At 30.4% G+C, this 25,037-nt stretch carries 27 protein-coding genes and 2 tRNA genes; 17 read left to right on the top strand and 12 right to left on the bottom strand.

The features are described 5' to 3' along the window. Positions 1-19 precede the first annotated feature (19 nt). Positions 20-769: a C40 family peptidase gene (locus WNY78_RS04640; protein ID WP_342872019.1), complete on the bottom strand. Its 750-nt coding sequence runs from the start codon at positions 767-769 to the stop codon at positions 20-22. 9 nt (positions 770-778) lie between these two features. Next, the gene (locus WNY78_RS04635; protein WP_342872018.1) at positions 779-1,957 is read right to left on the bottom strand and encodes an acetyl-CoA C-acyltransferase; all 1,179 of its coding nucleotides are present in this window, start codon (positions 1,955-1,957) and stop codon (positions 779-781) included. 164 nt (positions 1,958-2,121) lie between these two features. Between WNY78_RS04635 and WNY78_RS04630 the strand changes: the two genes are divergently transcribed. The 3 genes from WNY78_RS04630 (at position 2,122) to WNY78_RS04620 (ending at position 4,462) form a co-directional block, all read left to right on the top strand. Then, entirely contained in the window at positions 2,122-4,167 is a 2,046-nt protein-coding gene (locus WNY78_RS04630) for an HDIG domain-containing metalloprotein (protein WP_342872017.1), read from the top strand. Positions 4,168-4,265: 98 nt separating this feature from the next. Further along, positions 4,266-4,354 (top strand) — tRNA-Ser (locus tag WNY78_RS04625). A gap of 33 nt (positions 4,355-4,387) precedes the next feature. After that, positions 4,388-4,462, top strand: a tRNA-Pro gene (locus WNY78_RS04620). Between the two features lie 34 nt (positions 4,463-4,496). Here WNY78_RS04620 and WNY78_RS04615 read toward each other — a convergent pair. Both WNY78_RS04615 and WNY78_RS04610 read right to left on the bottom strand, forming a co-directional pair. Continuing rightward, positions 4,497-4,973 carry a hypothetical protein gene (locus WNY78_RS04615; RefSeq protein ID WP_342872016.1) on the bottom strand — a complete coding sequence of 159 codons (477 nt, stop codon included), beginning with the start codon at positions 4,971-4,973 and terminating at the stop codon, positions 4,497-4,499. A gap of 240 nt (positions 4,974-5,213) precedes the next feature. Next, positions 5,214-6,575 carry an NAD-dependent succinate-semialdehyde dehydrogenase gene (locus WNY78_RS04610; RefSeq protein ID WP_342872015.1) on the bottom strand — a complete coding sequence of 454 codons (1,362 nt, stop codon included), beginning with the start codon at positions 6,573-6,575 and terminating at the stop codon, positions 5,214-5,216. A 170-nt stretch (positions 6,576-6,745) separates the two neighbouring features. Between WNY78_RS04610 and WNY78_RS04605 the strand changes: the two genes are divergently transcribed. From WNY78_RS04605 to WNY78_RS04595, 3 genes are read left to right on the top strand one after another with little or no spacing between them, the layout of a single operon-like run. After that, the gene (locus WNY78_RS04605) at positions 6,746-7,111 is read left to right on the top strand and encodes a YtxH domain-containing protein (protein WP_342872014.1); all 366 of its coding nucleotides are present in this window, start codon (positions 6,746-6,748) and stop codon (positions 7,109-7,111) included. Positions 7,112-7,114: 3 nt separating this feature from the next. Further along, complete coding sequence (locus WNY78_RS04600; protein ID WP_342872013.1) at positions 7,115-7,465, top strand: hypothetical protein; 351 nt, start codon at positions 7,115-7,117, stop codon at positions 7,463-7,465. Between the two features lie 2 nt (positions 7,466-7,467). After that, a complete protein-coding gene (locus WNY78_RS04595; RefSeq protein ID WP_342872012.1) occupies positions 7,468-7,668 on the top strand; it encodes a hypothetical protein in 201 nt (66 codons plus the stop codon). 81 nt (positions 7,669-7,749) lie between these two features. On the opposite strand, the gene WNY78_RS04590 is transcribed toward WNY78_RS04595, so the two are convergent. Continuing rightward, on the bottom strand, positions 7,750-8,793 hold the full coding sequence (locus WNY78_RS04590) for a helix-turn-helix transcriptional regulator (protein ID WP_342872011.1): 1,044 nt from the start codon (positions 8,791-8,793) through the stop codon (positions 7,750-7,752). Positions 8,794-9,210: 417 nt separating this feature from the next. Between WNY78_RS04590 and WNY78_RS04585 the strand changes: the two genes are divergently transcribed. The 6 genes from WNY78_RS04585 to WNY78_RS04560 all read left to right on the top strand — a co-directional run bounded on the left by WNY78_RS04585 (position 9,211) and on the right by WNY78_RS04560 (position 12,628). Beyond that, the gene (locus tag WNY78_RS04585; RefSeq protein ID WP_342872010.1) at positions 9,211-9,645 is read left to right on the top strand and encodes a hemerythrin domain-containing protein; all 435 of its coding nucleotides are present in this window, start codon (positions 9,211-9,213) and stop codon (positions 9,643-9,645) included. A gap of 3 nt (positions 9,646-9,648) precedes the next feature. Further along, complete coding sequence (locus tag WNY78_RS04580; RefSeq protein WP_342872009.1) at positions 9,649-10,731, top strand: DNA topoisomerase IB; 1,083 nt, start codon at positions 9,649-9,651, stop codon at positions 10,729-10,731. Positions 10,732-10,900: 169 nt separating this feature from the next. Beyond that, entirely contained in the window at positions 10,901-11,350 is a 450-nt protein-coding gene (locus tag WNY78_RS04575; protein WP_342872008.1) for a PA2169 family four-helix-bundle protein, read from the top strand. 119 nt (positions 11,351-11,469) lie between these two features. Further along, the gene (locus tag WNY78_RS04570; RefSeq protein ID WP_342872007.1) at positions 11,470-12,183 is read left to right on the top strand and encodes an SOS response-associated peptidase family protein; all 714 of its coding nucleotides are present in this window, start codon (positions 11,470-11,472) and stop codon (positions 12,181-12,183) included. Between the two features lie 113 nt (positions 12,184-12,296). Beyond that, a complete protein-coding gene (locus WNY78_RS04565; protein ID WP_342872006.1) occupies positions 12,297-12,458 on the top strand; it encodes a DUF1328 family protein in 162 nt (53 codons plus the stop codon). Positions 12,459-12,490: 32 nt separating this feature from the next. Next, a complete protein-coding gene (locus tag WNY78_RS04560) occupies positions 12,491-12,628 on the top strand; it encodes a hypothetical protein (RefSeq protein ID WP_321228202.1) in 138 nt (45 codons plus the stop codon). Between the two features lie 103 nt (positions 12,629-12,731). On the opposite strand, the gene WNY78_RS04555 is transcribed toward WNY78_RS04560, so the two are convergent. Continuing rightward, on the bottom strand, positions 12,732-13,115 hold the full coding sequence (locus WNY78_RS04555; protein ID WP_342872005.1) for a hypothetical protein: 384 nt from the start codon (positions 13,113-13,115) through the stop codon (positions 12,732-12,734). Between the two features lie 222 nt (positions 13,116-13,337). On the opposite strand from WNY78_RS04555, the gene trxB reads away from it, so the two are divergent. Then, a complete protein-coding gene (gene trxB / locus WNY78_RS04550; RefSeq protein ID WP_342872004.1) occupies positions 13,338-14,315 on the top strand; it encodes a thioredoxin-disulfide reductase in 978 nt (325 codons plus the stop codon). A 93-nt stretch (positions 14,316-14,408) separates the two neighbouring features. Here trxB and WNY78_RS04545 read toward each other — a convergent pair whose 3' ends face one another. From WNY78_RS04545 to WNY78_RS04520, 6 genes are all read right to left on the bottom strand, one after another. Continuing rightward, on the bottom strand, positions 14,409-15,242 hold the full coding sequence (locus WNY78_RS04545; protein WP_342872003.1) for a DUF2807 domain-containing protein: 834 nt from the start codon (positions 15,240-15,242) through the stop codon (positions 14,409-14,411). Positions 15,243-15,350: 108 nt separating this feature from the next. Next, positions 15,351-16,079: a head GIN domain-containing protein gene (locus tag WNY78_RS04540; RefSeq protein ID WP_342872002.1), complete on the bottom strand. Its 729-nt coding sequence runs from the start codon at positions 16,077-16,079 to the stop codon at positions 15,351-15,353. Between the two features lie 29 nt (positions 16,080-16,108). Then, positions 16,109-16,603 carry a nuclear transport factor 2 family protein gene (locus WNY78_RS04535; protein ID WP_342872001.1) on the bottom strand — a complete coding sequence of 165 codons (495 nt, stop codon included), beginning with the start codon at positions 16,601-16,603 and terminating at the stop codon, positions 16,109-16,111. Between the two features lie 91 nt (positions 16,604-16,694). Beyond that, complete coding sequence (locus tag WNY78_RS04530; RefSeq protein WP_342872000.1) at positions 16,695-18,557, bottom strand: PspC domain-containing protein; 1,863 nt, start codon at positions 18,555-18,557, stop codon at positions 16,695-16,697. Then, the gene (locus WNY78_RS04525) at positions 18,550-18,894 is read right to left on the bottom strand and encodes a PadR family transcriptional regulator (protein ID WP_342871999.1); all 345 of its coding nucleotides are present in this window, start codon (positions 18,892-18,894) and stop codon (positions 18,550-18,552) included. The genes WNY78_RS04530 and WNY78_RS04525 overlap by 8 nt, the downstream gene beginning before the upstream one ends. Before the next feature lie 196 nt (positions 18,895-19,090). Then, positions 19,091-19,540 carry a DUF4870 domain-containing protein gene (locus WNY78_RS04520; RefSeq protein WP_342871998.1) on the bottom strand — a complete coding sequence of 150 codons (450 nt, stop codon included), beginning with the start codon at positions 19,538-19,540 and terminating at the stop codon, positions 19,091-19,093. 144 nt (positions 19,541-19,684) lie between these two features. Here WNY78_RS04520 and WNY78_RS04515 point away from each other — a divergent pair, with 144 nt between their 5' ends. From WNY78_RS04515 to WNY78_RS04500, 4 genes are all read left to right on the top strand, one after another. Beyond that, positions 19,685-20,140 (top strand): DUF4442 domain-containing protein, encoded by a 456-nt coding sequence (locus WNY78_RS04515; protein ID WP_342871997.1) that lies wholly within the window; start codon positions 19,685-19,687, stop codon positions 20,138-20,140. 160 nt (positions 20,141-20,300) lie between these two features. After that, positions 20,301-21,098, top strand: a complete 798-nt coding sequence (locus tag WNY78_RS04510; protein ID WP_342871996.1) for a TIGR00266 family protein — start codon at positions 20,301-20,303, stop codon at positions 21,096-21,098. A 79-nt stretch (positions 21,099-21,177) separates the two neighbouring features. Next, a complete protein-coding gene (locus tag WNY78_RS04505) occupies positions 21,178-23,289 on the top strand; it encodes a T9SS type A sorting domain-containing protein (RefSeq protein ID WP_342871995.1) in 2,112 nt (703 codons plus the stop codon). A gap of 127 nt (positions 23,290-23,416) precedes the next feature. Further along, the gene (locus WNY78_RS04500; protein ID WP_342871994.1) at positions 23,417-24,997 is read left to right on the top strand and encodes a LuxR C-terminal-related transcriptional regulator; all 1,581 of its coding nucleotides are present in this window, start codon (positions 23,417-23,419) and stop codon (positions 24,995-24,997) included. Positions 24,998-25,037 lie beyond the last annotated feature (40 nt).

Raw genomic sequence — 25,037 nt, 5'->3', positions numbered from 1 at the left:
AATTTCTAATCGCTTTTTTTTATATAATTTTTTTAATGACTCTTAATTTGTGAGTATGGATTCGTCTATCTGCATTATAAATTCCAGAGTGATCTAATCTGTCTATTCTTACCTGGCCATGAGCATGAATGATATAGTTATCTTCCATTATAATACCAACATGAACTATTTGCCCATCTTGATTATCAAAAAAAGCTAAATCTCCAGGCTCGCTTTCTTCAATAAAACTTAATGCTTGTCCTTGAGTCGCTTGTTGAGAAGCATCTCTTAAAATATGATAACCGTTTAATTTATAAACCATTTGTGTAAAACCAGAGCAATCTATACCAAAAGGCGTTTTTCCTCCCCAAAGATATGGTGCATTAAGATAAGTAAAAGCAGTATTTATAAGATTGGATTTGTCTTTTTTAGAATCGATCGAGTTGCCGTCAAAAGTATGATTTAGTATTTCTAATCCATTTAATGAAGATCCAATAGGAATTGTGTATAATTTATTATCAGCATCTTGAACGAACTCAATTAAATCTAGAGATAATCTATGATTTTGACTTTTTATATTCTTGTAATCGTCTTCAGTAATTTCTAAATATTGTTTGTTATCAATCCACCCTTCATATTTATCAAATGCTAAACGAATTTTACTCCAAGATTTACGCTGTTCTAAAACCTTAAAGATTTCACCATAAAGTATCTGAGAAACAAGCTCAGTAGGATCACTAGGTTCAATTCTAAGAGGTACAATGCTTAGATTACAAATTCCGTATTGCATTACTATATTTTAGTTGCGTTCAATTACAATAGCAGAAGCTCCACCACCACCATTACAAATAGCAGCAGCACCTATTTTGGCATCGTTTTGTTGTAAAACACTTAATAAGGTAATAATAATTCTAACTCCTGAGCAACCTAATGGATGTCCTAAAGAAACTGCACCACCATTAACATTGACATTGCTGTCATTTAAACCCAAGATTTTCATGTTAGCTAAACCAACAACAGCAAAAGCTTCATTAAATTCAAAATAATCAACATCATCTATTGTCATTCCAACTTTATCTAAAGCTTTTGGTAACGCTTTAGCTGGAGATGTTGTAAACCATTTTGGCTCTTGAGCAGCATCTGCATAACTTTTTATTATAGCTAAAGGTTTTAATCCTAATTCGTTAGCTTTTTCTCTACTCATCAAAACCATTGCGCCAGCTCCATCATTAATTGTAGAAGCGTTTGCAGCAGTAACAGTACCGTCTTTTGTAAATGCTGGTCGTAAAGCTGGGATTTTATCCATTCTTACATTGCTATATTCTTCATCTTTAGAGACTATAACAGGTTCACCTCGACGTTGAGGTACTTCAACAGAAACAACTTCGTCATCAAACTTCCCAGCATCCCAAGCAGCAGATGAACGGTTATATGATTGAATAGCAAAAGCATCTTGATCTTCTCTTGAGAATTTATATTCTGTAGCACAAGCATCTGCACAAACACCCATTGCATTTTCATCGTATGCATCTACTAATCCGTCTTTTTGCATACCATCAATTAATGTAGCTGGTCCAAATTTTGTACCAGTGCGTGCATGTAAGTAATGAGGAATTAAACTCATATTTTCCATACCACCTGCAACAACAATATCTGTATCACCTAAAGCGATAGATTGAGCAGCTTGCATAACAGCTTTCATTCCAGATGCACAAACCTTATTAATTGTAGTACAAGGAACAGAATCAGGAATGCCAGCATAAATTGCTGCTTGTCTAGCAGGAGCTTGTCCAGTTCCAGCTTGTACAACATTACCCATCAATACTTCTTCAACCAGTTCTGGTTTTAAATTTATTTTTTCTAAAGCTCCTTTAATAGCTACAGCTCCAAGTCTTGGTGCAGGAATTGTTGATAATGCTCCTAAAAAACTTCCAATTGGAGTTCTAGCAGTTGATACGATTACGACCTCTCTACTCATTTTAAATATTATTTAATTTCTATTAGCAAAATTAATCATTTTTTAATTAATTGGTAGCTTAGATTCAATAACATCAGTTCTATTATATTTTCTTACTTTTGAAAGTCTAAGCACTCAGTTCAAATGCGTTTTTGATTTATTTGAAGTGCTTAAACTTTTTTATAATGAATGATTTAATAAATAAATGGTATCGTAACCATGCGCTTTTATATAAAGTGCTTTTGTTTTTAAGTACGACTTTTTTGATCGTTTATTTATTTCCGAAGAGCGGAAAATTTAAATACGATTTTGATAAAGGAAAACCTTGGCAATCAGAGAGTCTACTTGCTCCTTTTGATTTTGCAATAAAAAAGTCTGATAAAGAAATTGATCAAGAGAAAATTGAAGCATCAGATCGTAGTGCAATATATTTTGATATTGATAAATCTATAAAAAATAATGTTTTAGAGTCTTATTCTGAAAAATTTAAAACGTCTTTTGCAGACAGTATAATTAAAAAGAATCGAAAGTTGTTTAGTGTAGGGGAAAACGCTATAAATTCAATTTATGAATATGGAGTTCTAGATGAGGACTACGAATATTCAGAAAATAAAAATGTAATTCTAGTAGATAAGCAAACCCAAGATGGAGAGACTCAATTTTCTAATCTTACTAAACTTGATGCATTTAGAGAAATCATAGAAAACGAGTTAAATGATAATGATTTATCACAGTTTGAAGCAACATTTGTTTCCATTTTTTTTGATATTATTAAACCTAATCTAAAGCTTAATTCATCATTAACTCAAAATGCTTTAGAAGAAAAACTTGAGTTGATATCTAGTGTTAGAGGAAGTATTGAAAAAGGAACACTTATTATTTCTAAAGGAGAGATTGTTGAGGGTGATAAGTATGATGTTTTAAAATCTTTAGAATCAGAATATGAATCTCAAGTTTGGAATGATTCAAATTATAACTTAATCATTTTTGCATATTCATTACTTGTCGCTTTAGCATTGTTGATGCTTTTATTATTTCTACGGAAATATAGAATGGAAGTATTTTTAGATAACACAAAAGTTACCTTTATCTTTTTCAATATTTTATTAATGATTTTGTTAACCACATTAATCATTAATTATAATTCAAAATATGTTTATGTTGTACCATTATGTATTCTACCATTGGTTTTAAAAGCATTTTTTGATGCTCGATTAGGGTTGTTTGCTCACGTACTTACAGTGTTGTTATTGGGATTTATTGTACCTAATAATGATGAGTATATGTTTCTTCAAATTATAGCAGGTATTGTTACGATACTTACAGTTTCAGAATTATATAAACGTGCAAATTTATTTATTTCTGTAGGTCAAATAACACTTATATATATCATAGCGTATTTTGCTTTTTTTGTCATTCAAGAAGGTAATATTACAACCTTAGACCCATCTACATTTGGCTTGTTTGTTTTGTGTGGACTTGCGACTTTATTTGTTCAGCCACTTATATATATTTATGAAAAATTGTTTGGTTTGGTATCAGATGTATCTTTATTAGAACTTTCAGACACTAACACTAAACTTTTAAAAGAATTATCCAATAAAGCACCAGGTACATTTCATCACTCTCTAAACGTGGCTAATTTAGCTGAAGCATCAGCAAATGAAATTGGAGCAAACTCTATGTTGATTAGAGTAGGAGCATTATATCATGATATTGGTAAAATGAAAAACCCAACTTATTTTACAGAGAACCAAGCTACAGGAATTAACCCTCATGATGAGTTGTCACCACGTGAGAGTACGAAAATTATAATTGATCATGTTTTGGATGGTATAGAAATAGCTAAGAAAAACAATTTGCCTGATCGCGTGATTGACTTTATAAGAACTCATCATGGTACAAGTTTAGTTTATTACTTCTATAGAAAAGAAAAAGATTTAAATGATGAGACTAAACAAGAAGATTTTAGATATCCTGGCCCACAACCCTACAGTAAAGAAACTGCTATATTAATGATGTGTGATAGTGTAGAAGCAGCATCTAAAAGTTTAAAAGAACCTACATCTACGAAGATTGATAAATTTGTAGAATCTATTATAGATAAGCAAATGGAAGATGGTCAATTTTTGAACGCAAATATTACTTTTAAAGAGATCCAATCCATAAAGAAAGTGTTAAAAGCCAAGTTGGCAAACATATTTCATTTAAGAATTGAATATCCAGAATAAATTTCGAAGAAAAAAATAAAAAAATAGTTGTGTTGTTGATTATGAAAACTTACATTTGCATCCGCATTTGAGATATAATGCTAAGTTCATATTTTAACGGAGAGGTGCCTGAGTGGCCGAAAGGAGCGGTTTGCTAAATCGTCGTACCTAGAAATAGGTACCCAGGGTTCGAATCCCTGTCTCTCCGCAAATTTTTAGTGATAAAAAAAGATAATCAATTCGGGGTGTAGCGTAGCCCGGTTATCGCGCCACGTTTGGGACGTGGAGGCCGCAGGTTCGAATCCTGCCACCCCGACTTTTTAGCCTAACTTTTATAGTTAGGCTTTTTTTTAGTCTATTCTTTTATAGTTTTCTGCATAAATTCTATTGCCATCTTCGTCAATTTCTATTTGACTAAAAGTGTTACCATTAATGATAAGTTCATGCTTAAACTCTTTTTTTTCTTCAATAATTTTACTCATCATTTCCGATCCATATTCAAGAACTTCAACAAGTTCAGTGTCATTAACAGTATATTTTCCATAACCAAACCATTCTGTTGAGTCTGATGGTACATGTTTACTCCACATTACTTTGTTATGGGTATACATTTTGATTTGTCTATATCCTTCTGAAGTATTGAAGGAGTCTATTACCTTATTATCTTTATAATTGTAATAACCAACAAGCTCCCAAGCACCTGCTAATGGGTTTAAAACTAAAACTTTAGAAGCTTCTATTGGAGTTTCTTTAATTTCATTTTCAGAATTTTGTTTACAGGAAAAAATCAATACCATAATTAGGAGTGATAAGACAGATGCTTTCATAATGAGATGATTTTAAAATGTGAATTACATTAAATTTACGAAAAAAACACGAGTAATGTGTTCCTGTAGACCGAAAATCAATTGTTTATGAAATATACTCCTGATATAACGACTGCGACTACAAGTACAACTAATACAACGATCACGAATGTTGATGTCGCTTTTGTGGTGTCATCTTTTTGTAATAAATAATCTCTTCTTTTTTCTTCTTCTTCTTTTATAAATTTCATAGTTTTTATTTTATTTATTAATATATATAGTCTTTTTATTTACGAATTCTAAGATGCCCTCTTTGGATAGTTCTCTTCCATAACCAGAAGCCTTAGTGCCTCCAAATGGTAATCTAGGGTCAGATTTCACTAACTCGTTTATAAAGAATGATCCATCTTCTATATTAGAAATGTGTTTTTTTGCATCTTCAATATCTTTGGTGAAAATCATTGTGCCAAGTCCGAATTTTGAATCAGAAGCCATTTCGTAGGCTTCTTGTTTATTTTTTACTTTTATTATTGATGCTACTGGTCCAAATGTCTCCTCATCAAATACAGGCATTCCTGGTTTTACGTTTGTGAGAATGGTTGGTTGATAATAGGTTTGTTTTTTTACATTTCCGAAGTGAACATATGCACCTTTTTTAATTGATTTTTCAACCTGTTTTTCTAAAGTGTCTGAAAGATCTTCTCTTGCTAAAACACCAATATCAGTGTCTTTGTTAGATGGATCTCCAGACTTTAAATCTTTTATTTTGGAGGTAAATCTTTCTAGAAATTTATCATAAATAGACTCAACTACAATAAAGCGTTTTGCTGCAATACAACTTTGACCCGTATTTTGCATTCTGGATTTGACAATAGTATCCATATACTTGTCTAAATTGGCATCTTCTAGAATAATACAAGCATTGTTTCCTCCTAATTCTAGTACAGCCTTTTTTAAGTTTTTACCAGCTATTTCAGCAATTTTTCTACCCGCTTTTTCGCTTCCAGTTAAGGATATTGCTTTAATAGTGTCATCTTCAATAATTTTTTCAATTTGATCATGATCTACAAGTAGTGTTTGAAAGCATCCTTTAGGGTATCCAGATTTTTCAAAAATATCTTGTATGATTAATGAACAGCCTGTAACGTTTGAAGCATGTTTCAACAATGCAGTATTTCCAGATGTTAGTGTTGGTATTGCAAATCTCATGACTTGCCAGAATGGATAGTTCCAAGGCATAATTGCTAAAATGACACCTAAAGGATCATAACTAATGAAACTTTCTTGAGCTTCGGTTTCTATGAGGTCATCTGATAATAATAAATCGGCATTTTTTCTATAGAAGTCACAAAGTATAATACATTTCTCTATTTCAGCTTTACTTTCAGAAATGGGCTTTCCCATTTCATCAGTTATTAGTTGACTATATGATTCAATATTTTGATGTAACACATCGGCAACATTGTCTAATAGTTTTGCTCTATCTTTTAAGCTAATTAATTTCCAGTCCTTAAATGTGTTTTCAGCTGTTTTAAGCATTGAATTTACTTTCTCTGAAGAGAACTTAGTATAACTTTTAATCTTGTTATTAGTGTACGGATTTGTGGTTTCTATTATTGACATGATTTTTTATTTTAAAATTAGTGAGTTGTCCAATTTCGGCTTAACTCAAAAGAGAAAAGTATTGACCTTTATACAAATTTGGTTTAAGTTAATATTTATATGATTAGCGTCAACTAAGTCATTAGTATAGTTGGATATTTGTGTAGAAACAATAAATAAATTTAAACATCATGGGAAAAGATAGTAATATAGTTTTAGGAATATTAGCAGGAACAGCAATTGGAGCTACTTTAGGTATTTTGTTCGCGCCAGATAAAGGTGTGAATACTAGACAGAGAATTGCAGATGAAGCACAACTGCAAAAAGACAGATTAGCAACTACAGCTGTTGATTTAAAAGACAAAGTAGCTGCAGGTGCTAATGATTTAAGAGATAGAGTTGCCACTACTGTAGAATCTCAAAAGCAAACTTTAGATGAAAAGGTTGAAAGTATTGTGTCTGACGCGAGTCATAAAGCTGATGACGTGATTACAACCTTAGAAAATAAGCTAGCAGAATTAAAGGCTAAGAACAAAAAATTACATAAAACTTCATAATACATGACTGTTTTTGAATCTTTAAACGAAACAACAGACAAAGCAACAGACACTGCTGAAAGGTACCTTAAGACCTCGAAAGACTATTTTGTACTCAAGGTATTTCAGCAACTGACTTTGACTTTAAGTTTTCTAACAAAATTTGCAGTCATTGGAGTTTTAATTACTCTAGCTTTTATATTTATGGCTGTTGCAGGTGCAATGGCGATTGGAGAAAAGCTAGATAATTTACCTTTAGGATATCTAATTGTTGGATTTATATTTCTAATACTGTCACTTATAGTGTATTTTTTTAGAAATAGAATTAATAGTAAAATTATAAGTTCAGTAGGAGATAAATTTTTTGACGAGTAACTATGAAAGATTATAAAACATTCGATGATATAGAATTTGATCTTAAACGATTGAACTTAGAACGGCAAATAGCATTTGAAGAGCTTAAAGGCGTTAAAGGAGAAATTACAAATGATTTGGCACCAAATAAATGGTTACAAACAGTTTTAAAATATGCTTCAAAATATGGTTCTTATATGTTGTTGAAGAAAATAATTAAATAATAAATTCATTTAAAAATGAATTGAAAAAGCACAGATGTTTCGTCTGTGCTTTTTTTATGTATATCAATACAACTAACTCTTTTATGCTGCAGATTCTTCTATAATTAAGTTGTTAAGTGCATTTTTTCTGTATTCGTTAGGAGTGGTCCCATACTTTTCTTTAAATATTTTAGAAAAGTAACTTCTACTAGTAAATCCAATACTATATACAACTTGCGATACATTTAAATCTGCCATTCGCATAAGTTCGCGAGAAGATTCTAATCTTATGTGTCTCACATATTCTGTAACGGTTCTATTATATAAAAACTTAAATCCATCTTGTAGCTTAGCTTGTGATAAACCCGATTCTACAGATAATTGATCTAAAGAGTAATTATAAGAAGGCTCTTTTATAATCTTATTACCTAATTTTCTAACAATTTTTAATTCTGTTTTAGATAAAGAAGTTGGCAATTGAACACCTCTTTGAAATTTGTTATGTTGCTCTATGTGTAAGGATAACATATCATATATGATGGATTCAATTTTGAGAATACGAACCATACCATTAGACTTAATTTTTTTAAGTTTTTTAATATAATCAGACATTCTTAAATTTAGAGCTCCATAATGAGAAAATCTGTTATCGTGGTCTGTATCAACAAACACCTCATGCAAACGATTATTTAATGATGACACATTAGTAGTTCTCTTTTTTAAGAAGTTTTTTCTAACAATTTGAATACTGCTAATGTCTAGTTTTTTATGCTTCGGAAAATGAACATAATTATATCCTCCAGTCTTATTAGTGAAAATTAGTGAATGAAATTGTTCTACTAATTTCTCTTCATTATTGATTCCAAATCTATGTTTGAAGTCACCATTAAAATTGTAGATAAAACGAATTGGATTAAACTCACTCGCTTTAATTTTTAAAATAAATTCTTTATAAAAGGTAATGTCAAAAACAAGAAGGTTAACTCCCCAATCAAAAGGAATATGTTTAATCATCCCTTTTGCATTTTCATTATCAAATATGAGATTAAATTCGTTTGATGTTTCTGTTATTTTACCACCCAAAACATCTTGTATTTGATGTAAAGTGTCTTTAGAACTCTCAGCAATTATTTCAATTTCAATCATGACTTAGTCGTTTTAAATTTTTAATTACGTTTAATTCAAAATACTCAGTTACAAAATTAGTCTTAAATAACTATAGTGTGATAAGTTTAAAATTTTTTTAACCCTCTATAACCGAAAACGTCAAAATCTTAAGCAATAGAGCACTTAAATTGGTTTAAAGTGAAATATATTTGTTTTAGTAGGATACACTTCAATATTTATGAAGTTGGTTGGTTAGCAAAACTCAGTAATTTAAATATTACTGAGTTTTTTTATTTGTGTCAATATCTTATGAGATAGAGCACTTCTAAACATTACATAAATAGTAATTTTAAGTATTGTCATTTAGTTTAATGATTTGATGATAAATTGATTGGTTAGATAAGCCTCAGTGATTTTATCACTGAGGTTTTTATAAAAATTAAAAAAACTTGTATTATGAACATATTTGAAGCTATTAGAAAAGATCACGACATTCAAAGAGAATTGTTAGACAAATTAGTTGAAACCTCTGGAGATACTAAAAAACGTGATGAGATTTTTAAATCCTTAAAACTAGAGTTGGAAATCCACGCAAATGCAGAAGAGCGTCATTATTATAAACCATTAATTGACTCAGATATGATGCAAGACAAAGCACGTCACGGTATTGCAGAGCACCATGAAATTGATGAGTTAGTTGAAAAATTAGAGGAAACAGATTACGACTCTTCGGCTTGGTTAAAAATTGCTAAAGATTTAAAACATAAAGTTGAACATCATCTTGAAGATGAAGAGCATAAGTTTTTTCAATTATCAGGTAAGGTGCTAAGTGAAAAACAAAAGTTAGAGTTAGCAGAAAATTATAATTCATACATGTCATCACATAGGTAGAACATGGCTGAAAGGAAATTAACTGCATCATTACTTAAAAGCATTGATACAAATCCAGAATCTGCAATAGAAAAGTTAGATTTGGTCTATGTTAATGCCCATCAATTATCCATTCTTCGGAAGAAAAAAGGTGAGCGTTTTACCTATCTCAATAATGGGGAATCAATTTCTCAACCTACACATTTAAAAAGAATAAAATCTCTTGTCATTCCTCCAGCATGGAATAATGTAAAGATTTCGATATTACCAAATGGTCATCTTCAAGCTACAGGTAGAGATACTAAAAATAGAAAGCAGTATCGATACCATCCTGTATGGAACAAAATAAAAAATCAGACTAAGTTTTTCAAAATGGCAGAGTTTGGTGCTTCTCTTTCAGACATTAGAAATCAAGTTGAAAAGGATATTATTCAGAAGGATTGGAACAAAACGAAAGTATTAGCTCTTGTTGTAAAGCTTATGGAAGAAACCCATATTAGGATTGGCAACGATTATTATGCTAAAAAGAATAAAACGTATGGTTTAACAACATTAAGAAACAAACACGTTCATCTATTTAAAGATCGATTGAGATTCGAATTTGTTGGAAAAAAAGGGAAAGAGCACAGTATAACACTTCGAAATAAAAAGCTCGTTAATTTAGTTAGCAAATGTGAGGATCTTCCTGGTTGGGAATTATTTCAATTTTATGATAAATTTGGAGAAAAACAACGCATTGACAGTACGATGGTTAACGACTATTTAAAAAACATAACAGGTAAGACATTTACTGCTAAAGATTTTAGAACTTGGTCAGCGAGCGTCATATTTTTTGAAACGCTAATGACTTATAATAGGCCAATTTCAGAAAAACAAATAAAACATAATGTTTTAGCGGCTTTTGATGCTACTGCTAACGCTTTAGGAAATACTCGAAATGTATGTAAAAAATATTATGTGCATCCTATTATTGTATCATCTTATGAGAATAATACTTTGCATGATATTTTTACAACTATTGAAACTTCACCTATTATTACTACACATTTAACACCTACAGAAAATTCGGTATTAGAACTTATTAAGAGTTATAAACCTAGTATTTAGTTAAAATTATACTAACGTAGGGATTGAGTTAAAACTTGAATTAATCCAATCAATCAAGACGATCTAACTAGTGTAATTTAGCATTGAAAGTAAGAGTTAATTTATTAACTGTGATGCAAAGCGATGGACATCAATAAATAAACTATCGTATAATTTAAAACAGATGAAAATGAGTACTTACACACAAGAAGTTGGAAAAAAATTAAACGATTTATTAGAAAAAACATATGATGCTGAAAAAGGTTTTAAAAAAGCAGCCGAGAATGTAGATCACGCAGCTCTAAAGTCATATTTTAACCAAAAAGCTCAAGAGCGTTATAATTTTGGACATGAATTAAAAAGCGAATTAAAAGCTTTTAATCAAGATATTGATAAAGGAGGAAGTGTAACAGGAACAATGCATAGAGCTTGGATGGATGTGAAATCTTTGTTTTCTGCAGATGATGAAGAGTCCATGTTAGAGGAAGCTATAAGAGGAGAGAAAGCTTCAATAGATGAATATGCAGAGGTATTAAATGAGACCAATTTACCATCTTCAACAAAATCAATTTTAGCGACTCAGAAAAGTACAATAGAAAATGGATTATCAAATATTAAAACCTTAGAAGATTTGAGATAATCATAATTAAATAATTATTTAATGAACAAGGCACCTTTAAGGTGTCTTTTCATTTGAAGACGTTATTATTCTTTTTGAGTCAAACATAATTTATTTATTTCATTTCCTTTATAGAAAAAATGTTTTACAAACTATCTAATACTTGCGAATTACAAGATATTGAAAACGAATTGAAACTTCCTTTTAAATATCCTAATTTGTATGAGCCAAAAGCTATAATAAATGGTTTTAATGAATCAAATTTACCTATAATAACTTCGGAAACACCTTCATCTATAGATTTTGCAATTTGGGGTTTACTACCTCAAGGCTATGAAGATGATTGGGACACTTTTCAAGGTTTTACAAATACATTGAATACTAATATAGATGATGGTCATCTAAACGAAGAGATCTATTCAAAATCTTTAGATGAAAGACGTTGCCTTATTATAGTCAATGGTTACTTTACGTCTAAACTAGTTGATGGAAAATTGCAGCCTCATCATGTGTATTTAAAAAATCATAGGCCATTTTGTATTGCTGGTATATTCAATAAAATAAATGATGGATTTTTAACTTGCTCCTTATTAGTTACAGATGCTGGAATTGAGTATAAACATATACCTAATATAGGTAGACAGAAACCTTTAATATTAAAACAAAAAGATCATAAAGCATGGTTAAACTCTGATTTTAAAATTGAAGATTTAAGGTCATTAGTTAATTCACATGAACGTTATGTATTTATTTCTCACCCAATAGAAGATCAGTTTTATAAAAACTCTAAGTTATTTAATCGTATAATTAACAGTGATCAATATCAAACAATCATGCATGTAACTCGAAATTAGTGTAAGAGTTAATGTTGACATTAAATGAGCTAAATAGGTTGACTTGATTTCACGATATTTGTTATGTACTGAGCTGATAGTCAGTTTGGTTATAACTTTAAAAACACAAAATTATGTTACGTTGGACAATCACATTTATAATTATAGCAATTATTGCAGGAGTATTAGGATTTGGAGGAATTGCAGGAGCAGCAGCAGGAATCGCTAAAATTATATTTTTCATATTTATAGTACTATTTGTACTTTCCTTATTAAAAGGTGTCGTAAAAAAATAATTATAAACATTAACTAAAATCAATAATCAATTATGAAAAAACTAGCAAAAGTATTTTTAGTATTATTTACAATTTCAACAGTATTTACTAGCTGTAGAGAAACAACTGGTGACAAAGTTGAAGACGCAGTAGAAGATGTAGCAGATGATGTAGAAGATGCTGTAGATTAAATATTTACTATACAATAAAAAAGAGCCTCTAATTAGAGGCTTTTTTTATGTTTAATTCTTTAGTAAACATTAGAAGTAATAGGTGTTGAATTCTAAAGGTTCTTTATATAGATTTCTTTTCGTCAATTCCTTTACTGTTCGGTTCTAGTAGTTTTACTATTTCCGAAGGATTTTGTATGTGATAAAAGTCTTTACCTAAAATAACAATAGGATAGGTAAGTACTCCAGGATTATTTTTCAAAACTTTAATCCAATCTGATTCACTTAAATCAGTATTAGAATCTTTGTATGCCGTGAAATCAAAAGCATGTTTATCAACAAAATCACTTATTTTAAGATCAAGATTCTCAGCTAATTCTTTCCATTGTGTACCTGTAACATTAGTTTTATTGATATCAATATCTAATACATCTTTATACGATGCTTTTAAATATGCTAATGTCTTTTTACCAATAGAAGACTTAGAACTATAATATATTTTAATCATGTCGTCGTGTTTTGATATAATACCCATTCTAAAATTTTTATTAAACCAAAGATAATTTCTAACATAGTCTGGTCTTGACTCTAACTCTATTATGATTAACTCAATTGATAGGTTTTTACTATAGAAAAATCTAATAAAGGTATTATAACTGTTAATAACTTTGATGTAAGCTTTTCATCAAAAATCCTACTTTTGTTATTCACAATTGAATACAATAAAAACATGTCAGATACAATAGAAAAAGTAAAATGTCTTATCATAGGTTCTGGTCCTGCAGGTTATACAGCAGCCATTTATGCTGCAAGAGCTAACATGGAGCCAGTACTTTATCAAGGCACACAGCCAGGCGGACAATTAACAACAACCAATGAGGTTGAAAATTTTCCAGGTTATCCAGATGGGATTACTGGACCAGCAATGATGATGGAACTTCAAGCACAAGCAAAACGTTTTGATACAGATATACGTGATGGTTGGGTAACTAAAGTTGATTTCTCTGGTGATGTACATAAAGTTTGGGTAAATGATACCAAAGAAATTCACTGCAAAACGGTTATAATTTCTACAGGAGCATCTGCAAAATATTTAGGCTTAGAATCTGAACAAAAATATTTAAAACTTGGTGGAGGCGTTTCAGCTTGTGCTGTATGTGACGGATTCTTCTATAGAAATCATGAAGTTGTTATCGTAGGAGCAGGAGATAGTGCATGTGAAGAAGCACATTATTTATCAAAGCTTTGTAAAAAAGTAACAATGTTAGTTAGAAGAGATGAGTTTAGAGCTTCTAAAATCATGGCAGCTAGAGTTAAAAACACTTCGAATATTGAAATTTTATTTAATACAGAAACAGATGAGGTTTTAGGTGACGGTCAAGTAGTCACTGGTGTTAGAGCTTTTAATAATAAAACGAAAGAAACATTTGAAATTCCTGCAACTGGATTTTTTGTTGCCATTGGTCACAAACCAAATACAGATATTTTTAAAGGATTCTTAGACCTTGATGCAACAGGTTATATTATCAATAAACCAGGTACTTCAAAAACAAATGTAGAAGGCGTATTTGTGTCTGGTGATGCAGCAGATCATGTGTATCGTCAAGCTGTAACTGCAGCTGGTACAGGTTGTATGGCAGCTTTAGATGCAGAACGTTATCTAGCAGCTAAGGAGTCTGATTTTGAGATTTCTACTCCTGTTTACTAAACATTGAAATAATTTTAAATAGAAAAATCCGAAGCTTTTAAACTTCGGATTTTTTTATATGTTAACTTTTCTTACTTCGGAAATGTGATAACTCTACTTTTCTTTCTTTTGTAGTTTAACTGTTCCGGTAAAGGTATTAATTGTGATTTTAGGATTTCCGAAGAGATAAATCTCACTCGCACCAGAGGCATCAATTGCTATTGTTTCTAAAACTTCTAGATACACATCACTATCCATTTCTGCTAATACAGAACAATTTTTAGTTGTTAAATTTTTACCGTTTAGTTGAGCATTATTATCTGTTCTAAGATTTAAGTTTGCAACCGTACCTTCCAGATCTGCGCTTGCACGTTGATATAAATCCATTTTTACATCTGTGGCATTAATAAGCGCATCCATTTTTGTGTTGTCACTAATTTCTACAGAGACTTTAGGAGCAGTAATATTAAGTTTTACTTTGGTTTTTTCTGTACTTACAAAACTAAAGCTACTCGCTTTTATATTAAGATAAGCTCTGGCAGAACCACTAGTTTTTAAAGACGCATTATCTAATTCTAAAGAGGTTAATGAACGTATTTCTCCATTATCTTTAACTTCAATATCAGAAAATGAGTCACCATAATTTACTTTTACATTTAGTTTCTTGGAACGAATATCACGCGTTGTAGTAATAGTGAGAACGCTATCAACAACTTTAATATCAATATATTCATGAAGGTTACCATCTGTTTCAATTTCTACTGAAGGTTTTTTGTTATAGTAAAGTTCAACTTCAAAATCTTCTCCAACAACGATTTTCTTAAAACCATCAATATAGGTTTGTTCTATCGTTAAGTTTCTATCACCTTTTATTTTTTCTTCGTCTTGAGCAAAACTAAATGCGCCAAAACCAAAAGTTAGTAATAGAAGTAAAGTAATGTTTTTCATTATAATGTGTTTGTTATTAGAACAAATATAAAACAAAAACCATCCCAAACTTGATTTGAGTTTGAAATGGTTTTAAAAAAAACAAGTGATTGGTTGATTTTTAGATGTTTACTGCTTTCTTACATGTCCTGCAGAAGTATCAGAAACACTTTCAGTTTTAGGGTTTCCGTAGTATTTAATATCTCCACCACTAGTTGCATTAGCAGTGATTTTTTCTTCAGCATGTACAATAATATCTGCACCACTAGTAACAGATGCTGAGCATGTTTGAGAAATTAGATGTTGCGCATCTATATCACTACCACTAGTTGCAGATGCACTTAACGTATTAGTTGTTCCTTTTACTCTTAAATCGCTTCCACTAGTAGATGCTAATGTTGTGGATTGGGCATCTAATTCTATTTCTAGATCTGCTCCACTAGTTGTACTAAGTTTAATTGTATCTGCTTTTAACGTGTTGGTAGAATATACATCACTACCACTTGTAGCACTTATTAAAGTTAAATCTGTGACATTAACCATTATCTTTTTAGATTCTGATCTTTTTATATTCTCTTCTGCATAGATTTTTAATACTCCATTTTCAACTTCAGTAATAATAATGTCATGTAAATTTTCATCTGCTTGAACTTTTAAGGATTGTGATTCACTTTGTGTGAGATACACATCTAAACCTCTGCTTACTTCTATTTCAGTGAAATCTTCTGATAGCGTACGATCTTGAGTTGATACATTTCCGTTTCCTGAAATACCAGGATTTAAGTTAATGTCAAAATTGCAAGAAAATAGCAGTAAACTCATTAATACTGCGATTGTGATTTTTGTTAGTGTTGTCATGATTGATTGTTTTAAATTGATGATTATTGTTATTTCATTTGATGGTCATAGCTTAAAACTCGCTTTAAATACCATTTGTTGTTTTCTAAAATCCATAAGTGAGAAAATTTTGCTGTACTACCAGCAACTTTGTTTCCGTTAGTGGTTTCAAAGAACCTGTGGATTCCGTTTTGTATGGCACCATAGAGTTCTCCATTATTTTTTAATAAATATATTTCTAAACTTCCATCAACTAATTCTCGTGTTGATTTAGTTGTGTTATTAGGATTACAAATTCCGTTTTTCATCACGTTTATAAAAACGTCTTTAGAATTTATGACTCCTTCTTTGTCATGGTAAAATTCAAAATCTTCAGGAATTAGAAACTCAAGGTGTTGTAATTCGCAATGGTTAAAAGCACGATCAAATATTAAGCTGTCATTAGCTTTTAAGGTTTTGTAAACTTCAGCATATTCATCTGTTTGCGCATTGAGGTTGAGCCCGATTCCGAAGCACAATAAAATAAAATATATAGTCTGTTTCATTTTTGATTGATGATTATGGTTCAAATATTAAAAAAATGGTTGGTTAGTTAAATTTTGAATACCTGAACCGTTGATTGATTTGGATGAATTGTTAAATGTTATCGTCGTCTGTGGTTATATTAATTCCATTATCGTCAATATTAACTTTAATAGTTTCACTTTCTGCTTTAATACCATCTACATCAATTTCTAAACGATTAGTGTCAGACTTTGCTTTGATGCCATTCTCATTAATTTGTAGTCCGTTGTTTTCATCATCCTCATAATTAACTTCGGTTCTAAACTCATCATCTATTGGGCAATCTAAACACTCAACGCCATTGCTTATGATTTTGAGATGACGCTCTTCCATATTATGATCAAGTATGTCATTATAGTAATAATCGTTACTATGATAATGATACGTGTTTTCATCTGCATAAAGAACAGATCCTTCTGGTAGATAAACGGTCACTGTTATTTTTTGATCTTTTCTACTTTCGTTGAGAGGTATGGTTAAATAGTTGTCTAACAGTAATTCGTTATTTGCTAACGTGTAATTATAACGTATGCTTTTAGCTCTGTTTTTAGCATCATCAAAATCTACACCTCTCGCACTACGCTCAATTCTTATTTTGGCAACACTATCTTTAGTCGATCTTACTATAAGTCTAATGGCTTGACTAAATAATATTTTTTCATCATTATCATTATAGGCCGTTTTAAAATTATGAAACCTTCTAGAGTAACTACTAGTGATTAAATCATTGTTAGTCATTCTAATTGTCAAGGTATCATTTGCAGTTATAGAAGCAAATTTTTCGGTTTTAATAGAAGACCCTTCTTCTTTGTAACTCAATCCAAATTTTATAAAGGTTATAGAGAGTGCAATGAATGAAATAATCCATAAACCTAATAACGTGTATTTAGCAGTTTTACCAATAGATTTCATATTAGAGATTAATATTTTTAATCCTAAATAGAATACAAAAAAGGCTATGATTCCGAAGAAAAAGAATAATAATAATGACATTAACCAATCTGGCATTCCTGATGTATCTGTAACACTATAGAAATCAACTCCTGGAAAATGAACTCTATCTAAGAAGCTCAAGCTAAATAAGCTTATAATCAATGAAATTATGGTTACTGCTCCCACAAACATGATAATCAAACCAAAGAATTTAGCAAACAACTTCAAAAAGAACATAATAATATTACCTATAGCTTCAAAAAATGAGCTAGAAGATGATTTAATACGTTCACTTTGACGTGGGAAATCTGCCTTTTTTACGCCTTCGGAAATGGAATCAGACACAGTATCTATGCCTTCTTTAATTTTGTCGCCATGTTTTTTGAAATCTACATTTTGAACTGCATTGGATACGCTATCAAAGCCGTCCTTGATTTTTTTTTCAATGTTTGAGATATTAACCTGCTCACCCTTCATTTGTAATTTTTCTGAAGTTGTAGTCGCCTCAGGTACAAATATCCAAAGTAAGATGTAAAGTAATACTCCAGTACCAGCACCAAAAATAAGGAAGACCCAAATTAAGCGAACCCAAAGCGCATCGATACCAAAATAATGACCTAAACCAGATGAAACACCACCAACATAAGAGTTGTCTGTATCTCTAAATAGTTTTTTTGATTTTGTATTACGATTACTAGTATGCGTTTTATGTTGCGGTTCATCTTCAAAAATCTCGTCATCTACAAGGTAATCTTCTGGTTGTCCCATGATTGTAATCACTTCATCAACCTCTTTATTACCAATAACTTGTCTTTCGTTTTGTACACGTTCAGTAAATAATTCTGCAATACGTGCTTCAATATCTGATATAATTTCAGAACGACCTTGAGAGTCTGTAAATGAACGTTTTATAGCCTCAAGATAGCGTTGTAATTTTAAGTATGCATCTTCATCTATATGGAAGAATATACCTGCTAAATTTATGTTGACTGTTTTATTCATTAGTTTGTTTTTTTTGTCTTGTTACTATGTTAACTGCGTTTTGTAATTCGGTCCAAGTTGTTGTTAATTCTTTTAAAAACAACTGTCCTGTTTCTGTTAGACCATAATATTTTCTTGGTGGTCCAGATGTGGATTCTTCCCAACGATAATTGAGTAATCCAGCATTTTTAAGCCTTGTGAGAAGCGGATAAATTGTCCCTTCTACCACAAGTAATTTTGCGTCTTTAAGTGTGCTTAATATTTCAGCTACATAAGCATCATCATCTTTTAATACAGATAAAATGCAGTATTCTAAGACACCTTTTCGCATTTGCGCTTTTGTGTTTTCTATTTTCATAAATTCTTTCTAATGTTTTTCAAATTTCTTCGGAAATTGGCCTGAAGTAAATCTTGAGAGTCCAACACTACTAGTGAAGACTGACGTGACATTTTCCGAAGAGATTCAAATTTTAATAAACTGTTCATTTTTTGATTGATGATTGATTGATGGTATTTGTAAATAGCGAGTGATTAAGTCGCATTAATTTATTTAATTATTTTAAAAAATTGATAGTTAAAGGATATTCATAAACTTCGCCATCTCTAGCTTTTAAACTCGCAACAACTATAAAAACAAGCTCTAGAATAAAACCTGTAACTGCAAGAAATCCTAAAATACCTCCCGAAATTAATAATAGAGGCGAAGGCTCATTAACATTTATATGAAAATCATGAAACCCATTAAAATCAATAAAGTCTAAACCGTTAAAAACTTTAAAAATGAAAAACGGAATAGTTAACGTTCCAATAATTATAGCATATAATAAAATGCTCATCTGAAAATTAATGGCTTGCTTACCATGTTTGTCTATAAATTCAGATTTGTCTTTATTCATGATCCATAAAACAATAGGTCCTATGAAATTTCCCAACGGAATTAAAAACCTACTAAAGGTCGATAAATGAATAAATGTTGCGATGTTTTTTTGATGATTAGTTGTCATGATGAAAAAGCATATAGTAATTTCTTATACAAATATATGTCTTTAAAAAGGTATTATGTTACGCATAGTACTTAAATTTAACATAATATTAACAAATTGTAGTTCCAATTATTTTCGATATTTTAGCTGAAATATCAAGTATATATGAACATTTCGCCCAGAAAACTTAATTTCTTTTTAGCATTCAAATTACCATCTGCATTTTTTTGTGGAGTACGTACAAAAACGTTAAATGACAATACATGTGTGGTTTCGGTAAAGCATAGCTGGATTAATCAAAACCCATTTAACTCTATGTTTTGGGCTGTACAAGGTATGGCAGCAGAGTTAACAACAGGAGCTTTAGTAATGTCTAAAGTAAAAGAAAGCGGAAAAAAAATATCAATGCTCGTCGCTAGTAATAATGCTTCATTTACTAAAAAAGCAACTGGCAGAATCACGTTTACTTGTAACGAAGGACAAAAAATAGACGATGCAATTGCAAAAGCTATTGAAACTGGAGAAGGACAAGTGGTAAGTTTAAATTCTAAAGGCATTAATAAAGAAGGTTTACAAGTCTCAGATTTTAATTTTGAGTGGACACTTAAAGTTAGAAGTTAGATATTCGATATAAAAAGTAAAAAGTTTAGAGTCGCAGTCTCAGTTTTCAGTAGTAAACCTTTAAAACTTCAAGATTTGTAACAAAAGTTGAAAAATTGTAACTTATATCCTGAGTACAACTTAGCAAATAACAACAAACAACTAAACAACAAACAGTAATATGACATCACACGAAATAGATTACAGAATTTACGGAGAAGAAATGCAATACGTCGAGATAGAACTCGATCCTCAAGAAGGCGTTATCGCAGAAGCAGGAAGCTTTATGATGATGGATGATGGTATCAAAATGGAGACTATTTTTGGAGATGGTTCACAAAAAGATACAGGTTTCTTCGGAAAAATATTAGGCGCAGGAAAACGTATTCTCACAGGAGAAAACCTATTTATGACTGCATTTTACAATAATCTTACTGGTAAACGAAATGTTTCATTTGCATCACCATATCCAGGAAAAATTATACCAATTGATTTAACCGAATATAAAGGCAAGTTTATTTGTCAAAAAGATGCATTCTTATGTGCAGCAAAAGGCGTTAGTGTTGGGATTGAATTTTCTAAAAAATTAGGTCGTGGACTTTTTGGAGGCGAAGGCTTTATCATGCAAAAATTAGAAGGTGATGGGATGGCATTTGTTCATGCAGGAGGAACGATGGCTAGAAAGGTATTGCAACCTGGAGAAATATTGAGAGTAGATACAGGTTGTATTATTGGCTTTACACAAGATATAGATTATGATATAGAATTTATTGGAGGTATCAAAAACACTGTATTTGGAGGTGAAGGTTTGTTCTATGCAAAGCTGCAAGGTCCAGGAGTTGTTTATATACAATCGTTACCATTTAGTAGATTAGCAGGACGCGTTCTCGCGTCTTTACCAAAAGGAGGTAACAGTAAAGGCGAAGGAAGTATTCTTGGAGGATTGGGTGATATTTTGGATGGAGATAATAGGTTTTAATCGTAAGTTGTAAATTATATGTAATAAAGGTTGTGTGCAGATATAACCTTTCTTATTTTTAAAGACTATACAATAAGTTATGAATTACAAACTATCGCTTTTACTATTCTTTGCTCTGTTTGCAAGTAATGCTCAAATACTTGATATTCCTGATGCAAATTTTAAAAATGCATTGGTTAATACTAATTGTGCAGTTTTTGACGAGTTTGGTCAAAATGTTGGAGATGTTGATACAAATGATGATGGTGAAATTCAAATAACTGAAGCTGAAGCTGTATTGAAACTCAATGTAGCAAATCTAAATATATCCTCTTTAATTGGAATTAATTCATTTATTAACTTAGAAGAATTGAGATGTAATAACAACCAATTGGACGAATTAGATTTGAGTGGTTTAAACAATATAAGTATACTTGATTGTTATAATAACCAAATAACAGCTTTAGATGTTAGTAATTTCATTAATCAATCTTATATTAATTGCAACGATAATCAAATAAGTAATTTTAATGCTGGAGCGACTAATTCTATTGTTTGGTTACAGTGTAGAAACAATCAATTAAGTAGTTTAGATATGAGCGGTTCCATCTATTTGGAGGTATTATTTTGTTCAAATAATAATTTGAATTCTCTATTTATGAAAAATGGTTCAAATGAAGCTAGTTTTGGAATTTTTAATGGGAATGCTGAGGATTCTTTGAACTTTAATAACAATATTAATTTAGAATATATATGTGTAGATGCCTCAGAAAAAAGTATTGTTCAAAGTTTGATTGATAATTATGGCTATGATTGTGAGGTTAATTCTTTATGTGATTTTACTCCAGGAGGCGAATTTTACCTTGTAGAAGGTAATACAAAATTTGACTTTGATACAAATGGTTGTGATGAGGCTGATACTATAGTGCCAAATTTTAAATTAAATATAGATAATGGTGTAAATACAGGAGCAACTGTACCAAATGAAACAGGAGATTTCTCTATTCCAGTTCAATCTGGAAATTATATAATAACTCCAGATTTAGAGAATCCAGATTATTTTTCTGTTTCTCCACCTAATATTATTGTAGATTTCCCAGCAAATCAAAGCCCTTTGTTACAAAATTTTTGTTTTATACCTAATGGCTTGCATAATGATTTACAAATATATGTTATCCCAATCTCTCAGGCTTCTCCTGGTTTTGATTCATATTATAAAATCATTTATAGAAATGCAGGTAACGTGGTGTTATCTGGTTCTGTAGAGTTTAACTATAGTTTTGATAGTGATTATATGCAATATGTATCTTCTATACCATCGGAAATATCCAATACCAATAGTATATTATCATGGGATTACACAAATTTAATACCTTTTGAAACTAGAGAAATAGAAGTGAATTTCATTTTGAATACTCCTACAAATCCGGATTTTCCATTAAATTCAGGCGATGAACTAAATTTTGATGTGACAATTAATCCAACACAAAATGACGAAACTCCAAATAATAACGATTTCGGCTTAAAACAAATCGTGGTTAATTCATTTGACCCTAACGATATAACATGTTTAGAAGGAGAAACCATTGCTCCAGAGCGAGTAGGTGATTACGTGCATTATGTAATTCGTTTTGAAAATCTTGGAACTGCAAATGCGACGAATATTGTTGTGAAAAACACAATTGATGATGTAAAATTTGATATCAATACACTAATTCCTATTGATGGAAGTCATGATTATTACACACGAATAAATGCTCAAAATGAAGTTGAGTTTATTTTTGAAAATATAAATCTGCCTTTTGATGATGTTACTAACGATGGTTACGTACTCTATAAAATTAAAACTTTAGAAAGCTTGGTGCTTGGAGATACGTTTACTAACCTAGCTGAAATTTATTTTGATTTTAATGCACCAATAATTACTAATACTTACACTACAGAAATTGCTGAAGATGATTTAAGTGTTTTAGATTTTAACCTCATTGAAACTAAAGTATATCCAAATCCAGTAAATGATATTTTGACAATTGAAAGTGATGCTGCTATACACCAAGCAACATGTTATGATATTAATGGAAGAATCATAATCAACTCAAGTTTCAATGAATCATTGACACAACTGGATATGAGTCCACTTAAATCTGGGATTTATTTTATAAAACTAGAATCAAACTCTCAAATAGAGACGATTAAGGTGGTTAAGAAGTAGTTTATTTAAACTAAAATATTAATATAAAAAGGCTTTGTTGATAACATAGCCTTTTTTAGTTTTGTTAGATTAAGAAATACAAGTGCCTTATATTTACTTAAACATTTTTTAGTCCGCTATCAACAATATGAAAATAGTATTATCAACTTTATTAGTGTTTTTTAATCTTTCTGTTCATGCTCAAAATGAAGATGCAAAAGGCTATGTGAAATATATTGATTCTGCTTATGCAACTTATGATAAGCAAGCACAATTAGCCACTTCATATCTAGACTCCATTCCAGAACCTATTGATATAAATATAAAAGGACATATAGCAGATTATTTCAAATTAAGAGGGTTAATAAGTGATAGATTAAATAATAGAGCAGAATTGTTTCAAAATTTTTTAATGGCATTGAAATATGCGAAAATTGAAGAGAACTATGATATCGCAGGAACAGCTTCTGTAGAATTATTTTACAACACCTATTTTTTGAGTAAAAGTAAAGACTCTACAGCTATTGATTATTTGAAAGATGCTAAAGTGTATTTTGAAAAGGCTAATAATTACAATGGTCTTGTAGAGGTAGAGCAAATGTACGCTTATGTTGAGATGTATAAAGAAAATTATGAAAAGAGTAACGCTTTGCTTTTACAAAATCTTTCAAAATATAAAACTATAAAAGATGACGGTTATTATTATCTGTATGCTTTATTTATGTTAAGTTCAAATTATATCCATCAAGGAGATTTAAATAATTCACATAAATATTTCAAACAGCTAAAGACTTTAAATAAAGACACTACAATATCTAAATACTTACTTGATTTACATAAAGTATCTTTAAATACATGTTTGGCAGAATATCACCATGATTTGAAATCTCCAGACTCTACTCAATATTATCTTACAAAGGCTAAAGAATTAAAATATGCTATGAGTAATAGTGATACTGAACTTTATTATAAATTGTATGCCAAATATTATCAGGAAATTGGAGATCTAGACAATAAATCGAGATATGTTGATTCTCTAGCTATTTTTGAAGCTAAATTATTAGAGAAAAATATGACAGCTAGTTTAAAAATTAATGATTCATTAGAGCAATCTGAAAGTCTCATACAAAAGGAGGCTGATAAAAAAAAGTTTAATAGAAATTTAGCTTTAATACTGTGTTCTGTATTAGGTGTGCTCGGTATAGCATTTATTATTAAATACAAGAGGTATAAAAAGCGAACTAAAGAATTTATTAACGATGCGAATAAATCTCAACACTTAAAATCTAACAATGAAAAACTTAAAGTTAAAGTTGTTGGATTGGAGCAATATATTTTAAAAGTCAAAGATGATGTAAAGTCAATTTCTGCAACTACAGAACCTGTAGAATTGCGTAAAAACATAAAAGAACTTTATAAAAATATTCACCTTAAATCTACCACAGAACTTACAAATGGAGAAAGTCATTTAGGACTAATTAATGACTTAAATGTCGAATTTTTCAATGAAATTAAAAATCTTTATCCACAATTAAATGATTCTGAAATTATTATATGCTATTACATATTCACAGGTTTTAAAAACAAAGAAATAGCTAGTTTTTTAAATGTTTCAACGCGATCTGTAGAAAGTAAGCGCTATAGAATCAGTAAAAAAATAAATATAAATTCTAACCAAACAACTCTAGCGGAACACCTTCAGGATGTCTTTAAAAATTTCCATTCTTAAAATCCTGAACTTATATTTTACACTTTTTTTATAACTATTT

The sequence above is a fragment of the Psychroserpens sp. AS72 genome, from assembly GCF_038900375.1.
Classification (GTDB): Bacteria; Bacteroidota; Bacteroidia; order Flavobacteriales; family Flavobacteriaceae; genus Psychroserpens.
Note: the sequence above shows the minus strand (reverse complement) of the source record. Positions and strands in the feature narration are given on the sequence as shown.